Annotated in this window: 20 protein-coding genes and 1 riboswitch; of the genes, 15 read left to right on the top strand and 5 right to left on the bottom strand. The window is 73.0% G+C overall.

Annotated features, from left to right (window positions below; translation table 11 throughout):
- Positions 1-51: 51 nt before the first annotated feature.
- The 5 genes from OG295_RS13125 to OG295_RS13105 all read left to right on the top strand — a co-directional run bounded on the left by OG295_RS13125 (position 52) and on the right by OG295_RS13105 (position 5,159).
- Entirely contained in the window at positions 52-654 is a 603-nt protein-coding gene (locus tag OG295_RS13125; RefSeq protein WP_371681184.1) for a short chain dehydrogenase, read from the top strand.
- 238 nt (positions 655-892) lie between these two features.
- Positions 893-1,882, top strand: coding sequence for a malate dehydrogenase (locus OG295_RS13120; RefSeq protein ID WP_266841269.1), 990 nt, complete (start codon positions 893-895; stop codon positions 1,880-1,882).
- A 147-nt stretch (positions 1,883-2,029) separates the two neighbouring features.
- Positions 2,030-3,811 (top strand): hypothetical protein, encoded by a 1,782-nt coding sequence (locus tag OG295_RS13115; RefSeq protein ID WP_371677053.1) that lies wholly within the window; start codon positions 2,030-2,032, stop codon positions 3,809-3,811.
- Positions 3,801-4,172: a hypothetical protein gene (locus OG295_RS13110; RefSeq protein ID WP_371677052.1), complete on the top strand. Its 372-nt coding sequence runs from the start codon at positions 3,801-3,803 to the stop codon at positions 4,170-4,172. The genes OG295_RS13115 and OG295_RS13110 overlap by 11 nt, the downstream gene beginning before the upstream one ends.
- 3 nt (positions 4,173-4,175) lie before the next feature.
- Entirely contained in the window at positions 4,176-5,159 is a 984-nt protein-coding gene (locus tag OG295_RS13105) for a hypothetical protein (protein WP_371677051.1), read from the top strand.
- A 57-nt stretch (positions 5,160-5,216) separates the two neighbouring features.
- On the opposite strand, the gene OG295_RS13100 is transcribed toward OG295_RS13105, so the two are convergent.
- Positions 5,217-5,717: a carboxymuconolactone decarboxylase family protein gene (locus OG295_RS13100; protein ID WP_371677050.1), complete on the bottom strand. Its 501-nt coding sequence runs from the start codon at positions 5,715-5,717 to the stop codon at positions 5,217-5,219.
- 46 nt (positions 5,718-5,763) lie between these two features.
- Between OG295_RS13100 and OG295_RS13095 the strand changes: the two genes are divergently transcribed.
- Complete coding sequence (locus OG295_RS13095) at positions 5,764-7,179, top strand: PLP-dependent aminotransferase family protein (protein ID WP_371677049.1); 1,416 nt, start codon at positions 5,764-5,766, stop codon at positions 7,177-7,179.
- Between the two features lie 321 nt (positions 7,180-7,500).
- Here the strand turns inward: OG295_RS13095 and OG295_RS13090 are convergent, their stop codons facing one another.
- On the bottom strand, positions 7,501-8,316 hold the full coding sequence (locus tag OG295_RS13090; protein WP_371681183.1) for a DMT family transporter: 816 nt from the start codon (positions 8,314-8,316) through the stop codon (positions 7,501-7,503).
- A gap of 215 nt (positions 8,317-8,531) precedes the next feature.
- Here OG295_RS13090 and OG295_RS13085 point away from each other — a divergent pair, with 215 nt between their 5' ends.
- The gene (locus OG295_RS13085; protein ID WP_371681182.1) at positions 8,532-8,804 is read left to right on the top strand and encodes a hypothetical protein; all 273 of its coding nucleotides are present in this window, start codon (positions 8,532-8,534) and stop codon (positions 8,802-8,804) included.
- Positions 8,805-8,811: 7 nt separating this feature from the next.
- Positions 8,812-10,017, top strand: coding sequence for a glutathionylspermidine synthase family protein (locus tag OG295_RS13080; protein ID WP_371677048.1), 1,206 nt, complete (start codon positions 8,812-8,814; stop codon positions 10,015-10,017).
- Between the two features lie 76 nt (positions 10,018-10,093).
- Here OG295_RS13080 and rocD read toward each other — a convergent pair whose 3' ends face one another.
- Complete coding sequence (gene rocD / locus OG295_RS13075; protein ID WP_371677047.1) at positions 10,094-11,311, bottom strand: ornithine--oxo-acid transaminase; 1,218 nt, start codon at positions 11,309-11,311, stop codon at positions 10,094-10,096.
- Between the two features lie 108 nt (positions 11,312-11,419).
- Positions 11,420-11,510, top strand: a riboswitch (ZMP/ZTP riboswitch).
- 35 nt (positions 11,511-11,545) lie between these two features.
- Between rocD and glyA the strand changes: the two genes are divergently transcribed.
- The 4 genes from glyA to OG295_RS13055 all read left to right on the top strand — a co-directional run bounded on the left by glyA (position 11,546) and on the right by OG295_RS13055 (position 15,810).
- Positions 11,546-12,814 (top strand): serine hydroxymethyltransferase, encoded by a 1,269-nt coding sequence (gene glyA, locus OG295_RS13070; RefSeq protein WP_371677046.1) that lies wholly within the window; start codon positions 11,546-11,548, stop codon positions 12,812-12,814.
- Positions 12,815-13,050: 236 nt separating this feature from the next.
- Positions 13,051-14,064, top strand: coding sequence for a tryptophan--tRNA ligase (trpS, locus tag OG295_RS13065; RefSeq protein ID WP_371677045.1), 1,014 nt, complete (start codon positions 13,051-13,053; stop codon positions 14,062-14,064).
- Between the two features lie 82 nt (positions 14,065-14,146).
- Complete coding sequence (locus OG295_RS13060) at positions 14,147-14,743, top strand: 2'-5' RNA ligase family protein (protein WP_371677044.1); 597 nt, start codon at positions 14,147-14,149, stop codon at positions 14,741-14,743.
- A 167-nt stretch (positions 14,744-14,910) separates the two neighbouring features.
- Positions 14,911-15,810 carry a YihY/virulence factor BrkB family protein gene (locus OG295_RS13055; protein ID WP_371677043.1) on the top strand — a complete coding sequence of 300 codons (900 nt, stop codon included), beginning with the start codon at positions 14,911-14,913 and terminating at the stop codon, positions 15,808-15,810.
- On the opposite strand, the gene OG295_RS13050 is transcribed toward OG295_RS13055, so the two are convergent.
- On the bottom strand, positions 15,807-17,054 hold the full coding sequence (locus tag OG295_RS13050; protein ID WP_371677042.1) for a D-alanyl-D-alanine carboxypeptidase family protein: 1,248 nt from the start codon (positions 17,052-17,054) through the stop codon (positions 15,807-15,809). The two genes, OG295_RS13055 and OG295_RS13050, sit on opposite strands and share 4 nt — an antisense overlap.
- A 121-nt stretch (positions 17,055-17,175) precedes the next feature.
- On the opposite strand from OG295_RS13050, the gene OG295_RS13045 reads away from it, so the two are divergent.
- The 3 genes from OG295_RS13045 (at position 17,176) to OG295_RS13035 (ending at position 20,397) form a co-directional block, all read left to right on the top strand.
- On the top strand, positions 17,176-17,421 hold the full coding sequence (locus OG295_RS13045) for an SCO4848 family membrane protein (protein WP_371677041.1): 246 nt from the start codon (positions 17,176-17,178) through the stop codon (positions 17,419-17,421).
- Positions 17,418-18,743, top strand: a complete 1,326-nt coding sequence (locus OG295_RS13040) for a metallophosphoesterase (protein ID WP_371677040.1) — start codon at positions 17,418-17,420, stop codon at positions 18,741-18,743. The genes OG295_RS13045 and OG295_RS13040 overlap by 4 nt, the downstream gene beginning before the upstream one ends.
- A 97-nt stretch (positions 18,744-18,840) precedes the next feature.
- Complete coding sequence (locus OG295_RS13035; RefSeq protein ID WP_371677039.1) at positions 18,841-20,397, top strand: ABC transporter substrate-binding protein; 1,557 nt, start codon at positions 18,841-18,843, stop codon at positions 20,395-20,397.
- On the opposite strand, the gene OG295_RS13030 is transcribed toward OG295_RS13035, so the two are convergent.
- The gene (locus OG295_RS13030; protein WP_371677038.1) at positions 20,384-20,911 is read right to left on the bottom strand and encodes a MarR family winged helix-turn-helix transcriptional regulator; all 528 of its coding nucleotides are present in this window, start codon (positions 20,909-20,911) and stop codon (positions 20,384-20,386) included. The two genes, OG295_RS13035 and OG295_RS13030, sit on opposite strands and share 14 nt — an antisense overlap.
- Positions 20,912-20,991 lie beyond the last annotated feature (80 nt).

The following is a 20,991-nucleotide window of genomic DNA, read 5'->3' as shown; positions in this document are numbered from 1 at the left end:
GGTAGCTGGACTTCACATTGCGGCCGGGGCGATGCTCGTGCCATGAATCCCTTGAAGGTGCTCCTGATCGGCGCCGGCGGCACGCTCGGCCGCGCGGTGCACACGGCCCTGCGCGAGCGCGGCCACGAGGTCGTCACCGCCTCCCGGAAGGACGCGGACGTCCGCGTCGACATCACCGACCCCGACTCCGTCCGGGCGATGTACGAGGCGGCCGGCCCCGTCGACGCGGTGGCCTGCGCGGCCGGCTCCGTCCCGTGGCGCCCGCTGGGCGAGCTCACCACCGCCGACGTCCGGGCCGGCCTGGAGGGCAAGGCCGTCAGCCAGATCGAGCTGGTCCGCCAGGGAGTCACCCGGCTGCCCGCGCACGCCTCGTACACCCTGATCACCGGCATCCTGGCCCGCGAGCCCCTGCTCACCGGCTCGGTCGCCTCCCTCGCCAACGGCGCGGTCGAGGCCTTCGTGCGGGCCGCCGCGATCGAACTGCCGGGCCGTCAGCGGATCAACGCCGTCAGCCCCACCGTGTTCACCGAGTCCCTCGGCGTCTACGGGGACACCTTCGCCGGATTCGACGCGGTGCCGGTCGCCCGCGCGGCGAACGCCTACGTCAAGTCGGTCGAGGGACACCGGACGGGGGAGATCTTCCGGGTGGAGTAGTGCCCGGGGGCGGCTGGTGGGCGGGGCCCGGACCGGGTCCCGCCTTCGATCCGACGGGTCCGTGTGCCGTGGACCACAGGGACCCGGGGGTTGGGGGCCCCGCGGGTCGGATAGCCTGACCGCGGATGTCTCTTCACGTCAAGATTCGTAAGGACAAGGAAGCGGCGTCCTCCCAGAACTTGGGGCCCAGCACATGGGGCAGGGACGCCCCACCGCCAGCTGTCTAACGGAGAAGGCCATGACCCGCACTCCCGTGAATGTCACCGTGACCGGCGCCGCCGGCCAGATCGGCTACGCGCTGCTCTTCCGCATCGCCTCCGGCCACCTGCTCGGCGCGGACGTGCCGGTCAAGCTCCGCCTGCTGGAGATCCCGCAGGGCATGAAGGCCGCCGAGGGCACCGCCATGGAGCTCGACGACTGCGCCTTCCCGCTGCTCAAGGGCATCGACATCTTCGACGACCCGAACCAGGGCTTCGCCGGCGCCAACGTCGCGCTGCTCGTGGGCGCCCGCCCGCGTACCAAGGGCATGGAGCGCGGTGACCTGCTCTCCGCCAACGGCGGCATCTTCAAGCCGCAGGGCGCCGCGATCAACGCGCACGCCGCGGACGACATCAAGGTCCTGGTCGTGGGCAACCCGGCCAACACCAACGCGCTCATCGCGCAGGCCGCCGCCCCGGACGTCCCGGCCGAGCGCTTCACCGCGATGACCCGCCTGGATCACAACCGCGCGATCTCGCAGCTCGCGAAGAAGACCGGCGCCGACGTCACCGACATCAAGCGCCTGACCATCTGGGGCAACCACTCGGCGACCCAGTACCCCGACATCTTCCACGCGGAGATCGCCGGCAAGAACGCCGCCGAGGTCGTGGGCGACGAGGTGTGGCTCGGCGACACCTTCATCCCGACCGTCGCCAAGCGCGGCGCCGCGATCATCGAGGCCCGTGGCGCGTCCTCGGCCGCCTCGGCCGCCAACGCCGCCATCGACCACGTGCACACCTGGGTCAACGGCACCGCCGCGGGCGACTGGACCTCGATGGGCATCCCGTCGGACGGCTCCTACGGCGTCCCGGAGGGCATCATCTCCTCCTTCCCCGTCACCACCAAGGACGGCAAGTACGAGATCGTCCAGGGCCTGGACATCAACGAGTTCTCCCGTGCGCGCATCGACGCGTCCGTGGCGGAGCTCGTCGAGGAGCGCGACGCGGTCCGCGAGCTCGGCCTCATCTGAGCCATACCCGGCAGGACGGCCGGTCCGATCGTTTGATCTGATCGTCTGACCTGTACGAACGTCCTTGCGCCCCGGTCAAACGCGACCGGGGCGCTTTGGCGTGTTTTCACCTGTCGGGTGCGTGTAGGTGGAAAATAAGGTCGGCCGGTGACCGGTCACCTGATTCCCCCTCAGCCCGGCGGTGACGCCCGGACGGACCAACGGGCCGGCCGTCCGCCCGTGCATCCCGCCGTCAGCGAGGCCGGCCGCCTGCTGTGCGCGGGCACCTACCTCGACGCGGCGTACCGCGACCGGGTGATCGACGAACTCTTCGTGCACGAGGAGCGCATCGCCGCTCCGTCCTACGGATTCGACGCGGCCCGGGTCCTGGCCCACGCGCTGCGCGCCCGCCGCATCGAACTCGCCTGGGCCGCAGGCGTCCTCGGCGCCTGGTTCGTCGGCTCGCTGCTGACCGGCGGCCTGCTCGCCCTGCTGCTGTTCCCCTTCGTGCTGCTGAGCCTCGCCCGCTGGCTCCGTGCCCGGAGCAACGTCCTGCTGCGCTTCCTGTCCGTACTGGTCCGGATCTACGCCTGGTGGTCGTTCGCCGCGGTCCTGGTGGGCGTCTGGATCTCCCTGCACGGCCCCCTGGGCGAGTTCGCCGGCTTCTTCTTCCCCGGCGTCGGCGACCTCGTGACCCCCGGCGTCCCCGACGGCCGCTACGGCAGCGGATTCGGCGGTGACCCCGGCGGCTACCCGTACGACGACGGCGTGCCCGCCGCGCTGTGGCTGGCCCCCGTCGTCTTCGCCGCGGTCGTGGCCGTCGTCGGGCTCCAGCGCGGGCACGCCGCCCGCATCGTCGCCACCGAGCTGTCCCCGGAGCGCTACGCCGAGCAGTCCGGCGATCCCGCCGAGGCCTCGCCGGGCGTGCGCTACGCCCGCGTCCGCGACCGGATCCGGGCCGAACAGCACGCCCCGCTCGTCATGTACGACATCAACGGCCCCTTCACCGGGGCCGGGGACGCCTTCCGGCCCTGGCAGCTGTCCGTCGAACTGCGCCCCCGGGAGGACCTCGGCCCCGACCGCACGCCGCAGGCCGTCACCAACGCCCACATCGTCGGGCGCATCGTGCCGCTGCTGCACGCCCTGCGCGTACCGTCCCCGCACGGCTCCCCGCAGGCCGAGGCCGCCGTCCTGGACCGGCTGCGCGAACTGGTCGTCGACGAGTGCGTCTTCCTCCCGGCCGGAGGCCTGCCGCACCGGGACGCGGCCCCGCTGAGCCCGCGGCAGTTCGCCGAACACCGCTCCGGCGCCATCGAGGAGGGCGGGGAGCGGCGCAGGCACTTCCTGCGCGTCCGGGTCGGCGGCTGGGACGAGAACCTCGTCGTGACCGTCTTCGTCCGGGTCCACACCCAGGGCCGCATGCTGATGCTGGAAGTGGCCCCGCACGTACTGCTCCCCGTACGCACCCGGTTCCAGCGGGCCGACGCGGAGGCCCACCGGCTCCTGCACAACACCTGGTTCGGCAAGGCCGTCGCGGCGCTCGCCGCCACCCCCCGTTCCTTCACCGGCGCCCTCGCCACCCTCGGCCGCGGCGTCGCGAGCTGGTGGCGGATCGTCACCGGCGGCCACGGCGGGGCCCGCCCCGAGGGGCCGGAGCTGTCGGTGCGGGAGATCGCCGCGGAGGAGGACGGCTCCCTCTTCCACCTCATGGACCTGGACCGGTATCTGAAAACGATTCAGGACCGGGTCGTCAGCGGGGTTACCGTCGCTCTGCACGAAGCGGGCTGGCACACGGCGGAATTCGCACAGCGCGCGGTCCACGTCGCCGAGGGCGGCGTGTTCATCCAGTCGGTGAACGGCAGCGCCTTCAGCGTCGGCGGCACAGGACACCACAACACCGCCGGCGGCGGCGGCGGTGCGGGCGGAAAGGGGAGCAGCGGTGGCAAATGACGATGGAGAGCCCTCGGTCCGGATCGGCGGGATCAGCGGCAGCGCCTTCAGCATCGGCGGCAGCGGGCACACCAACACCGTGCACCACGGCGGTACGGGAGCGGCGGCGCCCGGCGCCGCGGAGCTGCTGGAGGCCGTCCTCGAACTGCGGGCCGCCCTCGTCCGGCTGCCCCGCGGCGAGGACCGGACGGCGCTCGACGCCGAACTGGACGAGGCCGCCGGGGAGCTGGAGGAGGCCGGTGAGATCCGGCCCGGCCTCGCCGCACGGCTGCGCGGGGCGCTGGTGCGCTGGGCCCCGCTGGTGGAGTCCGTGAGCGCGGCCACCGCCCTGGGCGAACTGCTCGTCTCGCTGGGAGGCTGACCGGTGTCCTCGCCCGACGGCGCTTCCGGCGCCCCCTGGTGGAACTCGCAGTCGCAGCGGTGGGAGTGGGGCGCGCAGCCGGGACCGGCCGCCGATCCGTCGGCCGCCGATCCGTTGTCCGCCGACCCGTCCGCCGCCGAGCCCTCGACCCTGCCGGCCGCGCCGCCGCCCGGGTACGGGTTCTGGCCCGCGCAGCCGTCCTCGACCCTGCAGCCCCCGCCGCCGCTCCCGCCGCTCCCCCCGGTCCCGCCACCGCCGCCACCGCAGCCCCCGCGGTACACACCGGGCGGTGGCAGCGGTGGCAGCGGCGGTGGCGGGGCCGGGCAGTGGAGGACCCCGTTGCTGGTGGGGCTCGTGGCGGCCGTCGCGGGCGGGTCGGCCGTCGCGGCGTGGATGCTGCTGGGCGGGAAGGGCGAGCCGGCCGCGGCCCCCGGCCCTCCCGCCACGAGCGCGCCCTCGCAGGGGCGGACCACGGAGCCCACGGGCCCCCGTAGCTCCCCGCCGGGCCCGAGCGCGAGCACCACGGCCTCCCCCTCGGCCGGCGCCGGAGCGGGGTACACCGTGGTGCGCAACGAGAGCGGCTTCTCGGTCGCCGTCCCCACCGGCTGGCAGCCCAGCCACGACGAGACCGGCAGCGGATCCTTCTACCGCCCGCCCGGTGACCGCAGCGCCCTGCTCCAGATCTTCCGGGTCACCGAGGACTCCGCCACCGGCTCGTGCGAGCTGCTGCGGATGTCCTCGCAACGCCTGGACGACGGCACCCCCGCCTACCGGCAGGTCTCCCTCGACCCGGTCGCGGGCGGAGCCTGCGAACTGGTCTACGAGTACGACAGCGCCGAGTCCCACGGCCGCCGCAGGGGCATGGAGCGGATCGTCACCGCCACCGACGGCAAGCGGTGGGCGCTGCTGGCGGCCGGACCGGCCACGGACTCCCCGACGGTGCGCGCGCACCTGACGGCGGCCCTGGACTCCTTCCGGCCGGAGTGACCGACCCGGTCACGGGCGTGCCCCGGCCGCAGGACGGCCGGGGCACGCGCGGTGCGGCTACTTGTACATGCCCACCGTGTAGTGGCCCGGGACGCTGCGCGTGGTGACGCTGATGCGGTTCCACACGTTGATCGTCGCGATCACGGCGATCAGCTGGGCCAGCTCGGCCTCCTCGAAGTGGGCCGCCGCCTTCGCGTACACCTCGTCGGGGACGAAGCCGTCCGTCAGGACGGTGACGGCCTCGGTCAGCTCGATCGCCGCCAGCTCCTTCTCCGTGTAGAAGTGCCGCGACTCCTCCCAGGCGGAGAGCTGCACGATCCGCTCGATGGTCTCGCCCTGCGCGATCGCGTCCTTCGTGTGCATGTCCAGGCAGAAGGCGCAGTGGTTGATCTGCGACGCGCGGATCTTGACCAGCTCGACCAGGGTCTCGTCCAGGCCCTTGACGGCGGCCATCTCCATGCCGAGGACGGCCTTGTAGAACGCGGGCGCGTGCTTGGCGAGGTTCATGCGGGGGGTGTGCTCGGCGGCCAGTTCGGTGGTCTTCGTTTCGTTGGTCATGGCACCACCGTACGGAGCGGGCGGCCCGCGGATATGGTCCATATCCATGACCGGATCTTGGGCCACTCTTGGGGCCGACCTCCATCTGGACCTGTCGGCCGCGGTACGGGGCGGGCGCGGTCTGCGGGCCGCGCTCACGGAGGAGCTGCGGGAGGCCGCGCGGAGCGGGCGGCTGGCGCCGGGCACCCGGCTGCCGTCCTCCCGGTCCTTCGCCGCCGACCTCGGGATCGCCCGCAACACGGTCGCCGAGGCGTACGGGGAGCTCGTCGCCGAGGGCTGGCTGACCGCCCGCCAGGGCTCCGGCACCCGGGTCGCCGAACGCGCCCGGCCGCGCCGCCCCGCGGGCGCCGCGCGGGTCCGCCACCCCGCGCGCCGGGGGCTCTCGTACAGCCTGATCCCCGGTTCCCCGGACCTCGGCGGGTTCCCGCGGGCCGGCTGGCTGGCGGCCGCCCGGCGGGCCCTCACCGACGCCCCCAACGACGCCTTCGGCTACGGGCTCGACGTACGCGGCCGGCCGGAGCTGCGCGAGGCCCTCGCCGGATACCTGGCCAGGGCCCGCGGGGTGTACGCCGACCCGGACCGGATCGTGCTGTGCTCCGGGTTCGCGCACGGACTGCGGCTCCTCGGCGCGGTGCTGCGGGCGCGCCGGGTGCGGGAGGTGGCGGTGGAGGGGTACAGCCTCGACATCCACCGCGACCTGCTGGCCGGGGCCGGCCTGCGCACCCGCCCGCTGTGGGTCGACGGGGCCGGGGCCCGCACCACCGATCTGGCGGGGTTCGGCCCCCGCACCGGCGCGGTGCTGCTCACCCCGGCGCACCAGTTCCCCACCGGCGCCGCCCTCACCCCGCAGCGGCGGGCGGCGGCGGTGGACTGGGCGCGCACCAGCGGCGGGTTCATCCTGGAGGACGACTACGACGGGGAGTTCCGCTACGACCGCCAGTCCGTCGGAGCCCTCCAGGGCCTGGACCCGGACCGGGTGGTCTACCTCGGCACCGCCAGCAAGTCCCTCGCGCCGGGGCTGCGGATGGGGTGGATGGTGGTACCGCCGGACCTGCTGGAGGAGGTGCTGGAGGCCAAGGGCCGGACCGACTGGAGTTCGAGCGCCCTCGACCAGCTCACCCTCGCGGAGTTCATCACCTCCGGGGCCTACGACCGCCACGTGCGCGGCATGCGGCTGCGCTACCGGCGCCGCCGGGACGCGCTGGTCGCGGCGGTGGCGGGACGGGTCCCGGTCTCCGGGGTCGCCGCCGGACTGCACGCCGTACTGGACCTCCCGCCGGGCACGGAGCGGGCCCTGCTGCGGTCCGCCGCCTGGCAGGACCTGGCGCTGGAGGGCCTGGGCACCTACCGCCACCCCGACTCGGCGATGCCCCCGCGCGAGGCCCTGGTCGTCGGCTACGGCACCCCGTCCGACAGCGCCTTCGCCCCGACCCTCGCCGCCCTGGTCGCCGCGCTGCCGTGACACGGCGCGCCCCGCCGGGCCCCCGGGCCCCCGGCCCCCCCGGGCCCTTCGCCCGGCCCCGGCCACTGGACCCCGGGCCCCGGCACCGCCCCGGCCCCGGGCGTGGTGCGCCCGGGGCCGGGGGGCCACCCCGCCGGGGCGGTGGCGGGGCGGCCGGCTAGGGGGTGTCTGACGGATGTCCGTGGGGAAGGAGCGGCGTCCGGTGCGTGCTCTCGGCGTGCCGACCGGAAGCCCGCGTACTGGACGTACTTGGGCTTTCGGTCGGTGCGGCGAGAGTGCGTGCCGGGCGTCGCGACGCCGCGGATATCCGTCAGACACCCCCTAGGCCTGCGGTTCGCCGAAGCGGGACAGGGCCAGTGCCCCGGCCACCGCCACCGCGAAGCCGAGCACCGCCAGCCAGGTGAAGCCCTCGCGGGTGCTGTCGCCGAGCCAGGCCACGCCGACCACCGCCGGGCCGATCGTCTCGCCCAGGACCAGGCCGGCGGTCGCGGCCGTCACCGAGCCGCGCTGCAGGGCGGAGGTGAGGAGCAGGAAGCCCGCCGCGCCGCCCAGCAACAGCGCGTACAGCGCCGGGTTGCGCAGCTCCTGCCGGGAGAAGGAGTCGACGAGCCGGACGGACACCTCCACCACCCCGAAGCCCGTCCCCGCCGCCAGGCCCAGCACCAGCGCCCGCGAGCGGTCCGGCAGCCGGCCCGCCGCCGCGCCCACCAGCAACACCAGCCCCGCCACCGCCAACAGCCCCAGCTTCAGCGCGAACGAACCGGTCTCGGAGCCCTCCTCACCGGACGCCAGCCCCAGCATCAGCAGCCCTGCGCACACCACCCCCACCGCACCCCACTCCAGCCCCGACAGCCGCACCCGCAGCAGCCGCGCCGAGACCACCGCCGTGACGGCCAGACTGGAGGCGAGCGCCGCGCCCACCGCGTAGATCGGGATGTGCCGCAAGGCGATGATCTGGAGCACGAAGCCGACCGCGTCCAGGCCGAGCCCGGCCAGGTACCGCCACTGCCGCACGGCCCGCAGGAACAGCGCGGTGTCCACCCCCGAGCCCGTGCCCGGCTCCGCGGCCCGCGCCGCGACGGCCTGGAGCACCGACGCCGTACCGAAGCAGACGGCCGCACCCAGCGCGCAAAGCATCCCAATCAACACGAACCGACTCTAGGCCCCGACCTGGGCGCCCACCCGTGACAAGGGTGTGACGACGGCCGGATTCCATCCCCCCCGCGCCCCGATCTAGTCTGTCGGCCATGGACAGCAGCCCGACCGGCAGTACAGGCACGACCGGCAGTACCGCGAGCACAGGCACCACAAGCACCACAGGCATCGCGGGCCGCACCGTCGCGCGACGCCGCATGCGCTCCGGCGCGGTCGCCCTCGGCGGCATGGGCCTGCTCGCCGCCACCCTCGTGGCGTGCGGCAGCAGCGACGAGCCGGACAAGCGCTGCGCCTCCCGGTCGTCCCTGGACCACCTGAACATGAAGGAGTGCGGCAGCGGGGGCCGCGGCGCCTACTACTACGGCGGCACGGTCAGCAAGGGCAAGGTCTCCGGCGGCAGCTTCGACAAGTCGGCCGTCACCCGCGGCGGCATCGGCGGCAGCAGCCACACCGGCTCCTCCGGCGGCTGAGCGCACCATGCGACGCCACACCATCGAACCCCGCCCCGACTGGCAGAAGACCGTCGAGGCACAGGGCCTGATCTACCCCCTCACCCGCTATCCCGACGACTCCCTGCGTCCCTACTGGGACGAGAGCGCGTACTACTCCTTCTCCCTCCCGGAGGTCGAGGCGCTGGAGGAGGTCGTCGAGGAACTGCACGCCATGTGCCTGGCCGCGGCGGCGCACATCGTCGAGCACGACCGCTTCGCGGACCTCGGCATCACCGATCCGAAGCTGGCCGGCCTGATCGCCCAGTCCTGGCACCGCCGCGCCGAACAGCCCTCCCTCTACGGCCGTTTCGACCTGCGCTACGACGGCGACGGGCCGGCCAAGCTGCTGGAGTACAACGCCGACACCCCCACCTCCCTGGTGGAGGCGGCGAGCCCGCAGTGGTTCTGGATGGAGGAGCGCTTCCCCGGCGCCGACCAGTGGAACTCCCTCCACGAGCGGCTCGTCGAGGCCTGGCGCCGCCAGGCTGAGCTGCTGCCGCCCGGTCCGCTGCACTTCGCGCACTCCGAGACCGACGAGCTCGGCGAGGACCTGATGACGGTGGCCTACCTCCAGGAGACCGCCGAACAGGCCGGCCTGGAGACCCACGCCCTGTCGGTCGAACAGATCGGCTGGGACAGCCTCTCGGGCCGGTTCGTCGACGAGAGGCTCCGCTTCATCCGCGGCTGCTTCAAGCTCTACCCGTGGGAGTGGCTGGCCGAGGACACCTTCGGCCCGCAGGTCCTGGACACCTACGACCACGGGGGCGGCTCCGGCACCACCGCCTGGATCGAGCCCCTGTGGAAGATGCTGCTCGCGAACAAGGCGCTGCTGGCGGTCCTGTGGGAGCTCTTCCCCGAGCACCCCAACCTGCTGCCCGCCTACCTCGACGGCCCGCGCGAACTCGCCGGGGCCGACTCGGCCGGCTACGCGGCCAAGCCCCTGCTGGGCCGCGAGGGAGCAGGGGTCACCCTCCACGGACCGGGCGGGGAGGGCGGGCCCTTCGTCCCGGCCGAGGGGGAGACGTACGTCTTCCAGGCGCTGGCGCCGCTGCCCGACTTCGACGGCAACCGGGTCGTCCTCGGCGCCTGGGTGGTCGAGGAGGAGGCGGCGGGCCTGGGGATCAGGGAATCGGCGGGGCCGGTCACGGACGAGTACGCCCGCTTCCTGCCCCACGTCATCCTGTCGACGTGACCGGCCCCCCGGGGGCCGGTCACCCCGGGCCCGAAGGCCCGGGGTTCCTCGCGAGGCCGAGCCGGGCGGGGACGGTTCACACGGACGCGGACCGGTCCAGGACCGAGCGCAGCCGGTCCAGGCCCCAGTCCAGGTCCTCCTTGCTGATCACCAGCGGCGGTGCGATGCGGATCGTCGACCCGTGGGTGTCCTTCACCAGCACCCCGAGCTCCATCAGCTTCTCGGAGATCTCCCGGCCCGTGCCGAGGGAGGGGTCGATGTCGACCCCCGCCCACAGTCCGCGGCCGCGGACGGCGGTCACCGCGCCCCCGCCGACGAGCAGGTTCAGTTCCCGGTGCAGGTGGTCGCCGAGTTCGGCGGCCCGCTGCTGGTACTCGCCGGAGCGCAGCATCGCGATCACCTCCAGGGCGACGGCGCAGGCCAGCGGGTTGCCGCCGAAGGTGGATCCGTGCTCGCCCGGCCGGAACACCCCGAGCACGTCCCGGTCGGCGACCACGGCGGAGACGGGGACCACACCGCCGCCCAGCGCCTTGCCGAGGACGTACACGTCGGGGACGACGCCCTCGTGCTCGCAGGCGAAGGTCTTCCCGGTCCGCCCCAGGCCCGACTGGATCTCGTCGGCCATGAAGAGCACGTTCCGCTCGCGCGTCAGCTCCCTCACGCCGGCCAGGTATCCGGCGGGCGGCACCAGCACCCCGGCCTCGCCCTGGATCGGCTCCAGCAGCACCGCCACGGTGTTCGCGGTGACGGCGTGGGAGAGCGCGGTGAGGTCCCCGTACGGGACGATCTCGAAGCCGGGCGTGTAGGGCCCGAAGTGGTCGCGCGCCTCGTGGTCCGTGGAGAAGGACACGATGGTGGTGGTGCGGCCGTGGAAGTTGTCGGCGGCCACCACGATCTTGGCCTGCCCGTCGGGCACGCCCTTGACCTCGTACCCCCACTTGCGGGCCGTCTTCACCGCCGTCTCCACGGCCTCCGCGCCCGTGTTCATGGGCAGCACCATCTCCTTGCCGCACAACTCGGCGAGCTGCGTGCAGAAGTCCGCGAAGCGGTCGTGGAAGAAGGCGCGGGAGGTGAGGGTGACCCGCTCCAGCTGGTCGCGGGCGGCGTCGATCAGACGGCGGTTGCCGTGGCCGAAGTTGAGCGCCGAGTACCCGGCGAGCATGTCGAGGTACCGGCGGCCCTCCACGTCCGTCATCCACGCGCCCTCCGCCGAGGCGACGACGACGGGCAGGGGGTGGTAGTTGTGCGCGCTGTGTTCGTCGGCGGAGCGGATGGCATCAGCAGTTCTCGACACGGGGTCTCCGATCGTCCGTCTGGCCGGTGACGTGGGTGGCGTCCTTTCTATCGTCGCTCGGATCGCGGACGGAGAAACCTTCTTTCCGGCGCGCCCGCTAAGGTGTCCGGTACGCACGGCGACTGGCGTACGGAGAACCAACTCCGGGGGAGTCGTGCGCGCACGACCGCACACAGGGCCGCTCGCCTGGGCCTCGCGGGGACGAGAGACGACATCGACCCCGGAGGAGCCGCCATGAGCGCGAACCACCGTCACCCCGCCCTGCTCGCCACCGACCCCGAGCTGGCGTCCTTCATCTCCGCCGAGGAGAGCCTCCAGGCGCAGACCCTGCGCCTGATCCCCAGTGAGAACTACGTCTCCGCCGCCGTGCTGGAGGCCTCCGGCACGGTGCTGCAGAACAAGTACAGCGAGGGCTACCCGGGCCGCCGCTACTACGAGGGCCAGCAGAACATCGACCGGGTCGAGGCCCTCGCCGTCGAGCGGGCCAAGGGCCTGTTCGGGGTGGACCACGCGAACGTCCAGCCGTACTCCGGGTCCCCGGCGAACCTCGCCGTCTACCTGGCCTTCGCCAAGCCCGGCGACACGGTGATGGGCATGGCCCTGCCGATGGGCGGGCACCTCACCCACGGCTGGGGGGTCTCCGCGACGGGCTCCTGGTTCCGCGGAGTCCAGTACGGCGTCCGCCCGGAGGACGGCCGGATCGACTACGACGCGGTGCGTGCGCTGGCCCTCGCCGAACGCCCGAAGATCATCTTCTGTGGCGGTACGGCCCTGCCGCGGACCATCGACTTCGCGGCCTTCGCCTCGATCGCCGAGGAGGCGGGCTCGGTCCTCGTCGCGGACGTGGCCCACATCGCGGGCCTGATCGCGGGCGGCGCCCACCCGTCGCCGGTCGGGCACGTGGACGTGGTCTCGACGACCACCCACAAGACCCTGCGCGGGCCGCGCGGCGCGATGCTGATGTGCACGGAGGAGCACGCGAAGGCCATCGACAAGGCGGTCTTCCCGGGCCTCCAGGGCGGTCCCCACAACCAGACGACCGCGGGCATCGCGGTCGCCCTGCACGAGGCGGCGCAGCCGGCGTTCACGGCGTACGCCCACGCGGTCGTGGCCAACGCGAAGGCGCTGGCCGCCGCGCTGCTGGAGCGGGGCTTCGACCTCGTCTCGGGCGGCACCGACAACCACCTGATCCTGATGGACCTCACCTCGCGCGGGGTGGCGGGCAAGGTCGCGGCGAAGGCCCTGGACCGGGCGGGGATCGTCGTGAACTACAACACCGTGCCGTTCGACCCGCGCAAGCCGTTCGACCCGTCGGGCATCCGGATCGGCACCCCGTCGCTGACGTCCCGCGGCCTGACCGCGGAGCACATGCCCGTCGTCGCCGACTGGATCTCGCGGTCGGTGGACGCGGCCGCCAAGGGCGACGAGCCGGCCCTCGCCGCGATCCGCTCCGAGGTCGGCGACCTGATGGCCGCCTTCCCGGCGCCCGGACTCCCGCTGTAGCCGCCGTGCCGCCGCCGGGACCCGTACCCGTCCCGGCGGCGGCATCCGGCCACCCCCGGGAATCGGTCGCTCGGCCGGGGCGGGATCCGGCCGCCCCGCTACCGCCCGGTACGTGGGCAGGGGCCGGGCGGGACCGGGGGAGCGGGTGCGGGACCGGCCGCGCCGCGCCGCGGCGGCGGCAGGGTTCCGGCCAGCGCGGGGCCGGAGCGCGCCCCCGCACCTGAGAGAATGAAGCCATGGCTTCTGATCGTCCTCGCGCGCTCTCCGGCATCCAGCCCACCTCCGGCTCGTTCCACCTCGGGAACTACCTCGGAGCCATCCGCCAGTACGTCGCCCTGCAGGAGACGCACGACGCCTTCTACATGGTGGTCGACCTGCACGCGATCACCATGCCGCAGGATCCCAAGGACCTGCGGGCGAACACCCGCCTCTCCGCGGCGCAGCTCCTCGCGGCCGGTCTGGACCCGGAGCGCTGCACGCTCTTCATCCAGAGCCACGTGCCGGAGCACGCCCAGCTCGGCTGGGTCATGAACTGCATCACCGGTTTCGGCGAGGCCAGCCGGATGACCCAGTTCAAGGACAAGTCCGCCAGGTCGGGTGCCAACAACGCCACCGTCGGCCTGTTCACGTACCCGATCCTCCAGGTCGCCGACATCCTCCTCTACCAGGCGGACTCCGTCCCGGTCGGCGAGGACCAGCGCCAGCACATCGAGCTGACCCGCGACCTCGCGGAGCGCTTCAACCAGCGCTTCGGCGACACCTTCACGCTCCCGGCGGCGCACATCGTCAAGGAGGTCGCGAAGATCTACGACCTCCAGGACCCGGCGATCAAGATGTCGAAGTCGGCGTCCTCGCCCAAGGGCCTGATCAACCTCCTCGACGAGCCGAAGGTCACCGAGAAGAAGATCAAGAGCGCGGTCACCGACACCGAGGCCGTGGTCCGTTTCGACACGGAGAACAAGCCCGGCGTCAGCAACCTGCTCACGATCTACTCCACCCTCACGGGCGAGAGCATCCCCGCCCTGGAAGCCGCGTACGAGGGCAAGGGTTACGGAGCGCTCAAGACGGACCTCGCGGGCGTGATGGTCGATTTCGTCACACCGTTCAAGCAGCGGACCCAGGAGTACCTGGACGACCCGGAGACCCTGGACTCCTTGCTGGCCAAGGGCGCGGAGAAGGCTCGGGCGGTCGCCGCCGAGACCCTGGCGCAGACCTACGACCGCCTCGGTTTCCTGCCCGCGAAGCACTGACGGACCGGCGCCCCTGGCGGTCGGGGGGTGCTGGCGCCACACTGAGGCGGCAGCATCCCGCACACAGACGGAGGAGACAGACGTGGGGACCGTAACGCTCGGCGTTTCGATCGCGGTCCCGGAGCCGTACGGCAGCCAGCTCCAGGGGCTGCGCGCCGGCTTCGGGGACGCCGCCGCGCACGGCATCCCCACGCACGTCACCCTCGTACCGCCCACCGAGGTGGAGGCGGACCGGCTGCCCGGGATCCGCGCCCACCTGGCCGAGGTCGCCGGGGCCTTCCGGTCCTTCCCGATGCGGCTGGAAGGGACGGGCACCTTCCGTCCCCTCTCGCCGGTCGTCTACGTCCGGCTCGTCGAGGGCGCCCCGGACTGCACCCGCCTCCAGGGCCGGGTCCGCGACCCCCAGGGGCCGGTCAACCGGGAGCTGGCGTTCCCGTACCACCCGCACGTCACGGTCGCCCACGGGATCTCCGAGGAGGCGATGGACCGGGCGTACGCCGAGCTCGCGGACTACGCCGCCGACTGGCTGTGCGAGGGCTTCGCGCTCTACGAGCAGGGCTCCGACGGGGTCTGGCGCAAGCTGCGCGAGTACCCCTTCGGCACGGGCCCGGCTCCCGTCCCGGCGCAGTCGGCGCCCGCCGCCGACACGGCCGCCGGCGCGGCCGCGCGCCACTCCTGACGCAGGGGCCGCAGGGCCCACAGGGCGCGGAAACGGAGCCTGCGCAGGACCAGGGCGTGGATCGGGCGGGCCGGCGGGCGCGCTTCGCGAAAAGTCACAATCGACGACCGTAGTCCCAGGGACCGGCAATCCCGGCTATTTCCGGCAGCTCATTTACGGTGACCCCCATGGACTGGCTGAAGAAACTCCCGGTGATCGGGCCACTGGTGGCCGCCGTGATGAGGACCCACGCCTGGCACTCCTACGAGCGCCTCGAACGCGTCCACTGGGCGCGGCTCGCCGCCGCGATCACCTTCATCAGTTTCCTCGCGCTCTTCCCGCTGTTCACCGTGGGCATCGCCATCGGCGCCGCGCTGCTGAGCCCCGAGCAGCTCGCCAAGCTCCAGAAGAACCTCGCCGAGCAGGTCCCGGGCATCTCCGACCAGCTCAACCTCGACGGACTCGCCGCCAACGCGGGCACCATCGGCCTCGTCGCCGGCGCCCTGCTCCTGCTCACCGGCATCGGGTGGGTCGGCTCCATGCGGGACTGCCTGCGCGCCGTCTGGGAGAAGGACGACGAGGACCAGGGCAACCCCATCGTGCGCAAGGGCAAGGACGCCCTCGTCCTGTTCGGCCTCGGCGGCGTGGGCCTCGCCTCGGCCGCCGCGTCGATCCTCGGCGCCAGCGCGGTCGGCAAGTTCGGCGAGACCCTCGGCGTCCCGCGCGACGGCGCGGGCGGCGCCCTGCTGCGCGCCGGCGCCTTCCTCGTCGGCGTGGTGGCCGCCTTCCTGGTGCTCCTCTACCTGCTCACCCTGCTGCCCGGCGTCGAACCCCCGCGCGGCCGCCTGATCCAGGCGGCCCTGATCGGCGCCGCCGGCTTCGAGCTGCTGAAACTGCTGCTCAGCGGCTATATGCGCGGGGTCGCCAGCAAGAGCATGTACGGGGCCTTCGGCGTGCCGATCGCCCTGCTGCTGTGGATCAACTTCTCGGCGAAGCTGCTCCTGTTCTGCTCCGCCTGGACGGCCGCCCGCGACGACGGCGAGAGCGGCAAGGCCGGCGGGGGAGACCCGCGGCCCGCGCGGAGCTAGCTCCGCTGGCCCCGGCGCCCGCCGCGCGGCCAGCGCCGGTTGACCACGAACGCCCCGCCCGCCAGCACCGCCAGCACCCCGCCGGCGATGCCGACCGCCGTGCCGACGCCGCTGCTGCCGGAGTCGTCACCGCTCGCCGCCGCACTGTTCTCGTGGGACTTGGCGGGCGAGCCGAGGGAAGTGGTGTCCGCGCTCTTCGGCGGCACCAGCTCGCCCACCGGCTTCACCTTCCCGACCGCCGCGAAACCCCAGTCGAAGAGCTGGGCGGTCTCCTCGTACACCGAGTTGATCCCGCCCGTGTCCGGGTTCATCACCGTGACCAGCAGCTTCTTGTCGCCGCGCTGCGCCGCGCCGGTGAAGGTGGAGCCGGCCATCGTGGTGTTGCCGTTCTTCACGCCCGCGATGCCCTTGTACGGGGTGATGCCGCCGGCGCCCGTCATCAGCCGGTTGGTGTTCTGGATCTCGAAGTAGTCCCGCGGCCGGCCCGCCTCCTGCTTGCCCGGGAACCGGGCGCTCACCGTCCCGCAGTACTCGCGGAAGTCCTGCTTCTGCAGCCCGGAGCGGGCGATGAGGGTGAGGTCGTAGGCGCTCGACACCTGCTCCGGGGCGTCGTAGCCGTCCGGCGAGATCACGTGGGTGTCCAGTGCCTGGAGCTCCTCGGCGTGCGCCTGCATGTCCTTGACGGTCTTGTCGATCCCGCCGTTCATGGCCGACAGCACGTGCACGGCGTCGTTGCCGGACCGCAGGAACACGCCCAGCCACAGGTCGTGGACCGTGTACTCCTCGTCCTCCTTGACCCCCACCAGGCTGCTGCCCGCGCCGACGCCCGACATCTCCTGTTCGGAGACCCGGTGCACCTGGTCCTTGGGCAGGCTCGGCAGCACCGTGTCCGCGAACAGCATCTTCATGGTGGAGGCCGGGGGCAGCCGCCAGTGGGCGTTGTGCGCGGCGAGGACCTCACCCGTCTCGGCGTCGGCCACGATCCAGGACCGGCCGGTGAGGTTCGCGGGCAGGGCGGGCGCCCCCGGCAGCAGGTTCACCTGCGTGCCCGGCTGGCCGAGCAGGGTCCCGCCGACCGTGGACATCGACGCGGGCGGCGCGGCGGCCGCCGGGGCCTTGGCAGGCCGTCCCTTCCCGCCCGCCGCCGGCGGCGGCGCCGGCGCGGAGTGCGCGGGCGACACGAGCATCGCGGGGACCAGCACCGCGGCGGAAAGGACCGTCAATGCGGTCTTTTTGGCAGACACGCAGGTGAACGTACATCCCGATGGGCTGTCTGCCCTCCCGGACCGGCCATCCGTGGTGAACCACCGCCGGTACGGCCCACCCCCGCGCGTCCGTCCTGGGGACGAATCCGATACTGGGGACATGAAACTCAGCCGCGCCGCCTCCTGGTTCCTGCTCGCCTTCGGAGTGTGGAGCTGGTTCATCTGGGTGTCCTTCGTCCGGAACTTGTGGAAGAACGGCAGCGGCCTGGCCTTCGACACGGCCGGCGACCCTACGTCGTACTTCTGGGTCCACTTTCTCCTCGCGGTCACGTCCTTTCTCCTGGGGACGGCCGTTGGTGTGATCGGGTTGCGTGGCGTGCGGGCTCTGCGGCGGGAATCACGATGACCGTCGTCGTGGTGGTCGTGGCGGTCGTCGCCGTACTGGCCCTGCTGGCGCTCGTACACCGGTGGCTGTGGGTGCGGCTGGTCCGTGACACGACCCGGGCGGGCGGCGCGGCCCGCCGGACGGGCACCGTCCTGGCCTTCGCGCTGCCGCTGCTGGCCCTGGCCGCCCTGACCGCCGGACGGGCCGGAGCGCCCTTCTGGCTCCAGCGGGTGGTGGCGTGGCCGGGGTACATGTGGCTGGCGGTGCTGCTGTACCTGACCCTGGCGATGCTCGTGGCGGAACCGGCCCGCCGCCTGTGGCTCCGCCGGCCGGCCCGTACCGGGTCCGCCGGCCCGGCGGCCCCGGCCGTGCCCGCGACGGCGGACACCGGCCGGGCGGGCGCCTCCGCGGGCGCCGGCCCCGGCATACCGTCGGCCCCGGCGGGCGGCGACACCGCCCCGCAGACCCAGGCCCAGGCCACGGCCCCGGCCTCGGCCACGACCGCCTCAGTCGTCCCGGTCAGCCGCCGGGTGTTCGTCGCGCGGGTGGCCGGGGGAGCGGCGGCCGCCGCCGCGCTCGCGACCGTCGGGACGGGCACCTATGGGGTGCTCCGCGGGCCGCGCGTCAAGCGCGTCCGGGTCCCGCTCGCCCGGCTGCCCCGCGCGGCGCACGGGTTCCGGATCGCCGTCGTCAGCGACGTCCACCTCGGACCGGTCCTCGGCCGGGCGCACACCCAGCGCGTCGTCGACACCGTCAACCGCACGCAGCCCGACCTCATCGCCGTCGTCGGCGACCTCGTCGACGGCAGCGTCCACGACCTCGGCCCGGCCGCCGAACCGCTGCGCCTGCTCCGTTCGCGCCTCGGCTCGTACTTCGTCACCGGCAACCACGAGTACTTCTCCGGCGCCCGCCAGTGGGTCGACCACGTCCGCGAGCTCGGCCTGGTCCCCCTGGAGAACGCCCGCCGCGAACTGCCCCACTTCGACCTCGCCGGGGTCAACGACGTGCAGGGGGAGAGCGAGGGCCAGGGCCCCGACTTCCGGGCGGCCCTCGGGGACCGCGACCGCTCCCGGACCGCGGTCCTCCTGGCCCACCAGCCGGTGGTCATCCACGACGCCGTCCGGCACGGCGTGGACCTCCAGCTCTCGGGGCACACCCACGGCGGCCAGCTGTGGCCCGGCAACTACCTGGCCGAGCTGGCCAATCCGACCGTCGCGGGCCTGGAGCGCTACGGCGACACCCAGCTCTACGTGTCCCGCGGAGCCGGTGCCTGGGGGCCGCCCGTCCGGGTCGGGGCACCGTCCGACATCACGGTGGTGGAACTCGCCTCATACCAGGCCTGACCGGACCCGACCGGGCATCGTGGACCTTCCCGTGGCTGATCTTCCGTGATTGGGTGTCCGATAGTCGGATACCGAGTTCGAATGGCGGGGTTCAGGGATGCGGTCTGTCCGCGCGAAGATCATTGCGGTCGGGCTGGTCCTCGGGATCGCGGGCGTCGGCGCCTGGCAGCTGCTGCCCGAGGACGACGGCGGCCGGGGCGCGATCCGGGTCGGTACCACCGACGTGGTCTCCGCCCTCGACCCCGCCGGGGCCTACGACGCCGGTTCCTGGGCCCTGTTCAGCAACGTCTACCAGTCGCTCCTGACCATCGGGCCCGGCTCCGACACCCCCGTCCCGGACGCCGCGTCCACCTGCAGGTTCATCGGCCAGAAGCTGATGACGTACCAGTGCGAGCTGCGCCCCGACCTGACCTTCCCGAGCGGCCGCGCGGTCACCGCGGCCGACGTGAAGTTCTCGTTCGACCGCATCAAGCAGATCAACTCGGACCAGGGGCCGGCCCCGCTCTTCAACACCCTGCAGTCGGTCAAGGCCGAAGGCCGCACCGTCACCTTCAACCTCTCGGCCCGCGACGCCACGTTCCCCTTCAAGATCGCGACGGGCGCCGCCTCGATCGTCGACAAGGACACGTACCCGGCCAAGGAGCTCCGCCGCGACGGCAAGGCCGACGGCTGCGGCCCGTACTCCCTGGTCGCGTACAAGGCGGGCGCGAGCGTCGAGCTCAAGCCCAACCCCGCCTACCGGGGGCAGGGCAAGCCGGCCCGCGCGCCCGTGGCCGTCCGCTACTTCAAGGACTCCGCCCAGCTCGACGCGGCCTGGCGGGACCGCCAGATCGAGGTGGCGCACCGGGACATGCCGCCCGCCGTCCTCGCCGGCCTGAACCCCGGCATGAAGGACACCCGCTACCAGGCGTCCGGCGGTACCGAGACCCGCAGCATCGTCTTCAACGTGCGCCCCGGCTCGGCGGCCGAGAAGCCCGCCGTCCGTCAGGCGGTGGCCGCGGTGCTGGACCGCTCGAAGGTCGCCGGGGACGTCTACAAGGGCACGGTCACCCCGCTGTACTCCCTGGTCCCGGCGGGCATCGCGGCGCACAGCACGCCCTTCTTCGACGCCTATCCCTCGCCCAACGGCCTGGCCGCCCGCAAGCTCCTCAAGGACGCCCTGATCACCGCCCCCGTCCCGCTGACCCTGGGCGTCAACGCGCGCGGCGTGAACCTCGCCGAAGCGGAGGAGATCAAGCGGCAGCTGGAGTCGACGAACCTGTTCCAGGTGAAGATCAAGCCGGTCGAGGTCTGGGAGGACTTCCAGAAGGCCTACGCGGCCGGGCAGTTCGACGCCTACACGATCGGCTGGATCGCCGACTTCCCGGACGCGGACAACTTCCTCGCGCCCCTGGTCGGCGCGGGCTCCAGCATGAACAGCGGCTTCTCCGACAAGGCCGTGGACGAACTGATCACCCGCACCCAGTCCTTCTCGGACCGGGGCGGGGCCGCCGGCGACTTCCGGGAGCTCCAGCGGCTGGTCTCCCAGCAGGTCCCGATGCTGCCGATCTGGCAGAAGAAGGACTACGTCATGTCCCGCGAGGCCGTCACCGGCGCGCAGTACCTCTCCGACGGCACGGGCGTGTGGCGCCTGTGGGAACTCAACTGGCTGTAGCCGCCGGGTCGGCGGCGGTGTCCCCGTGCGCCAGCAGGAGGGTGCGCAGCGCCTCGGCGACCGTCCGTGAGGTGTCCCGGTCCAGGGGGGCCAGCAGCTCCGCGTAATGCTTGAGGTGCTCCTCCATCACGCCCTCGCAGAGCGTGCGGCCCGGCTCGGTCAGCCGGATCCGCACCGAGCGGCGGTCGGCGTCGTCACGTACCCGCTCGACCAGGCCCTTGGCCTCCAGCCGGTCGATCCGGTTGGTGATCGCGCCCGAGGTCACCATCGCGGCCGGCACCAGCGCGCCGGCGGTCAGCGCGTACGGCGGGCCCGAGCGGCGCAGGCTGGCCAGCACGTCGAACTCGCCCACCTCCAGGCCGTGTCCGGCCATGAAGGCCTTCAGCTGCTTGTCGATGATCCGGGTCATCCGCTGGATGCGGGCGAGCACCTCGATGGGCCAGAGCTCCTCCGCGAGGTCGGGGCGCTCCGTCTGCCACTGGCCGATGAACGTGGCCACCGTGTCCTTCTCCATGCCCACAGAATACCTCAACGTTAAGACACTTGACGTTGAGGCAGTTGCTCTGTTTTTATTTCAACGTTGAGATTGTCAAG

This window comes from Streptomyces sp. NBC_01276, assembly GCF_041435355.1.
Classification (GTDB): domain Bacteria; phylum Actinomycetota; class Actinomycetes; order Streptomycetales; family Streptomycetaceae; genus Streptomyces.
The sequence above is the reverse complement of the archived record's forward strand: the minus strand, read 5'-3'. Positions and strand labels throughout refer to the sequence as shown.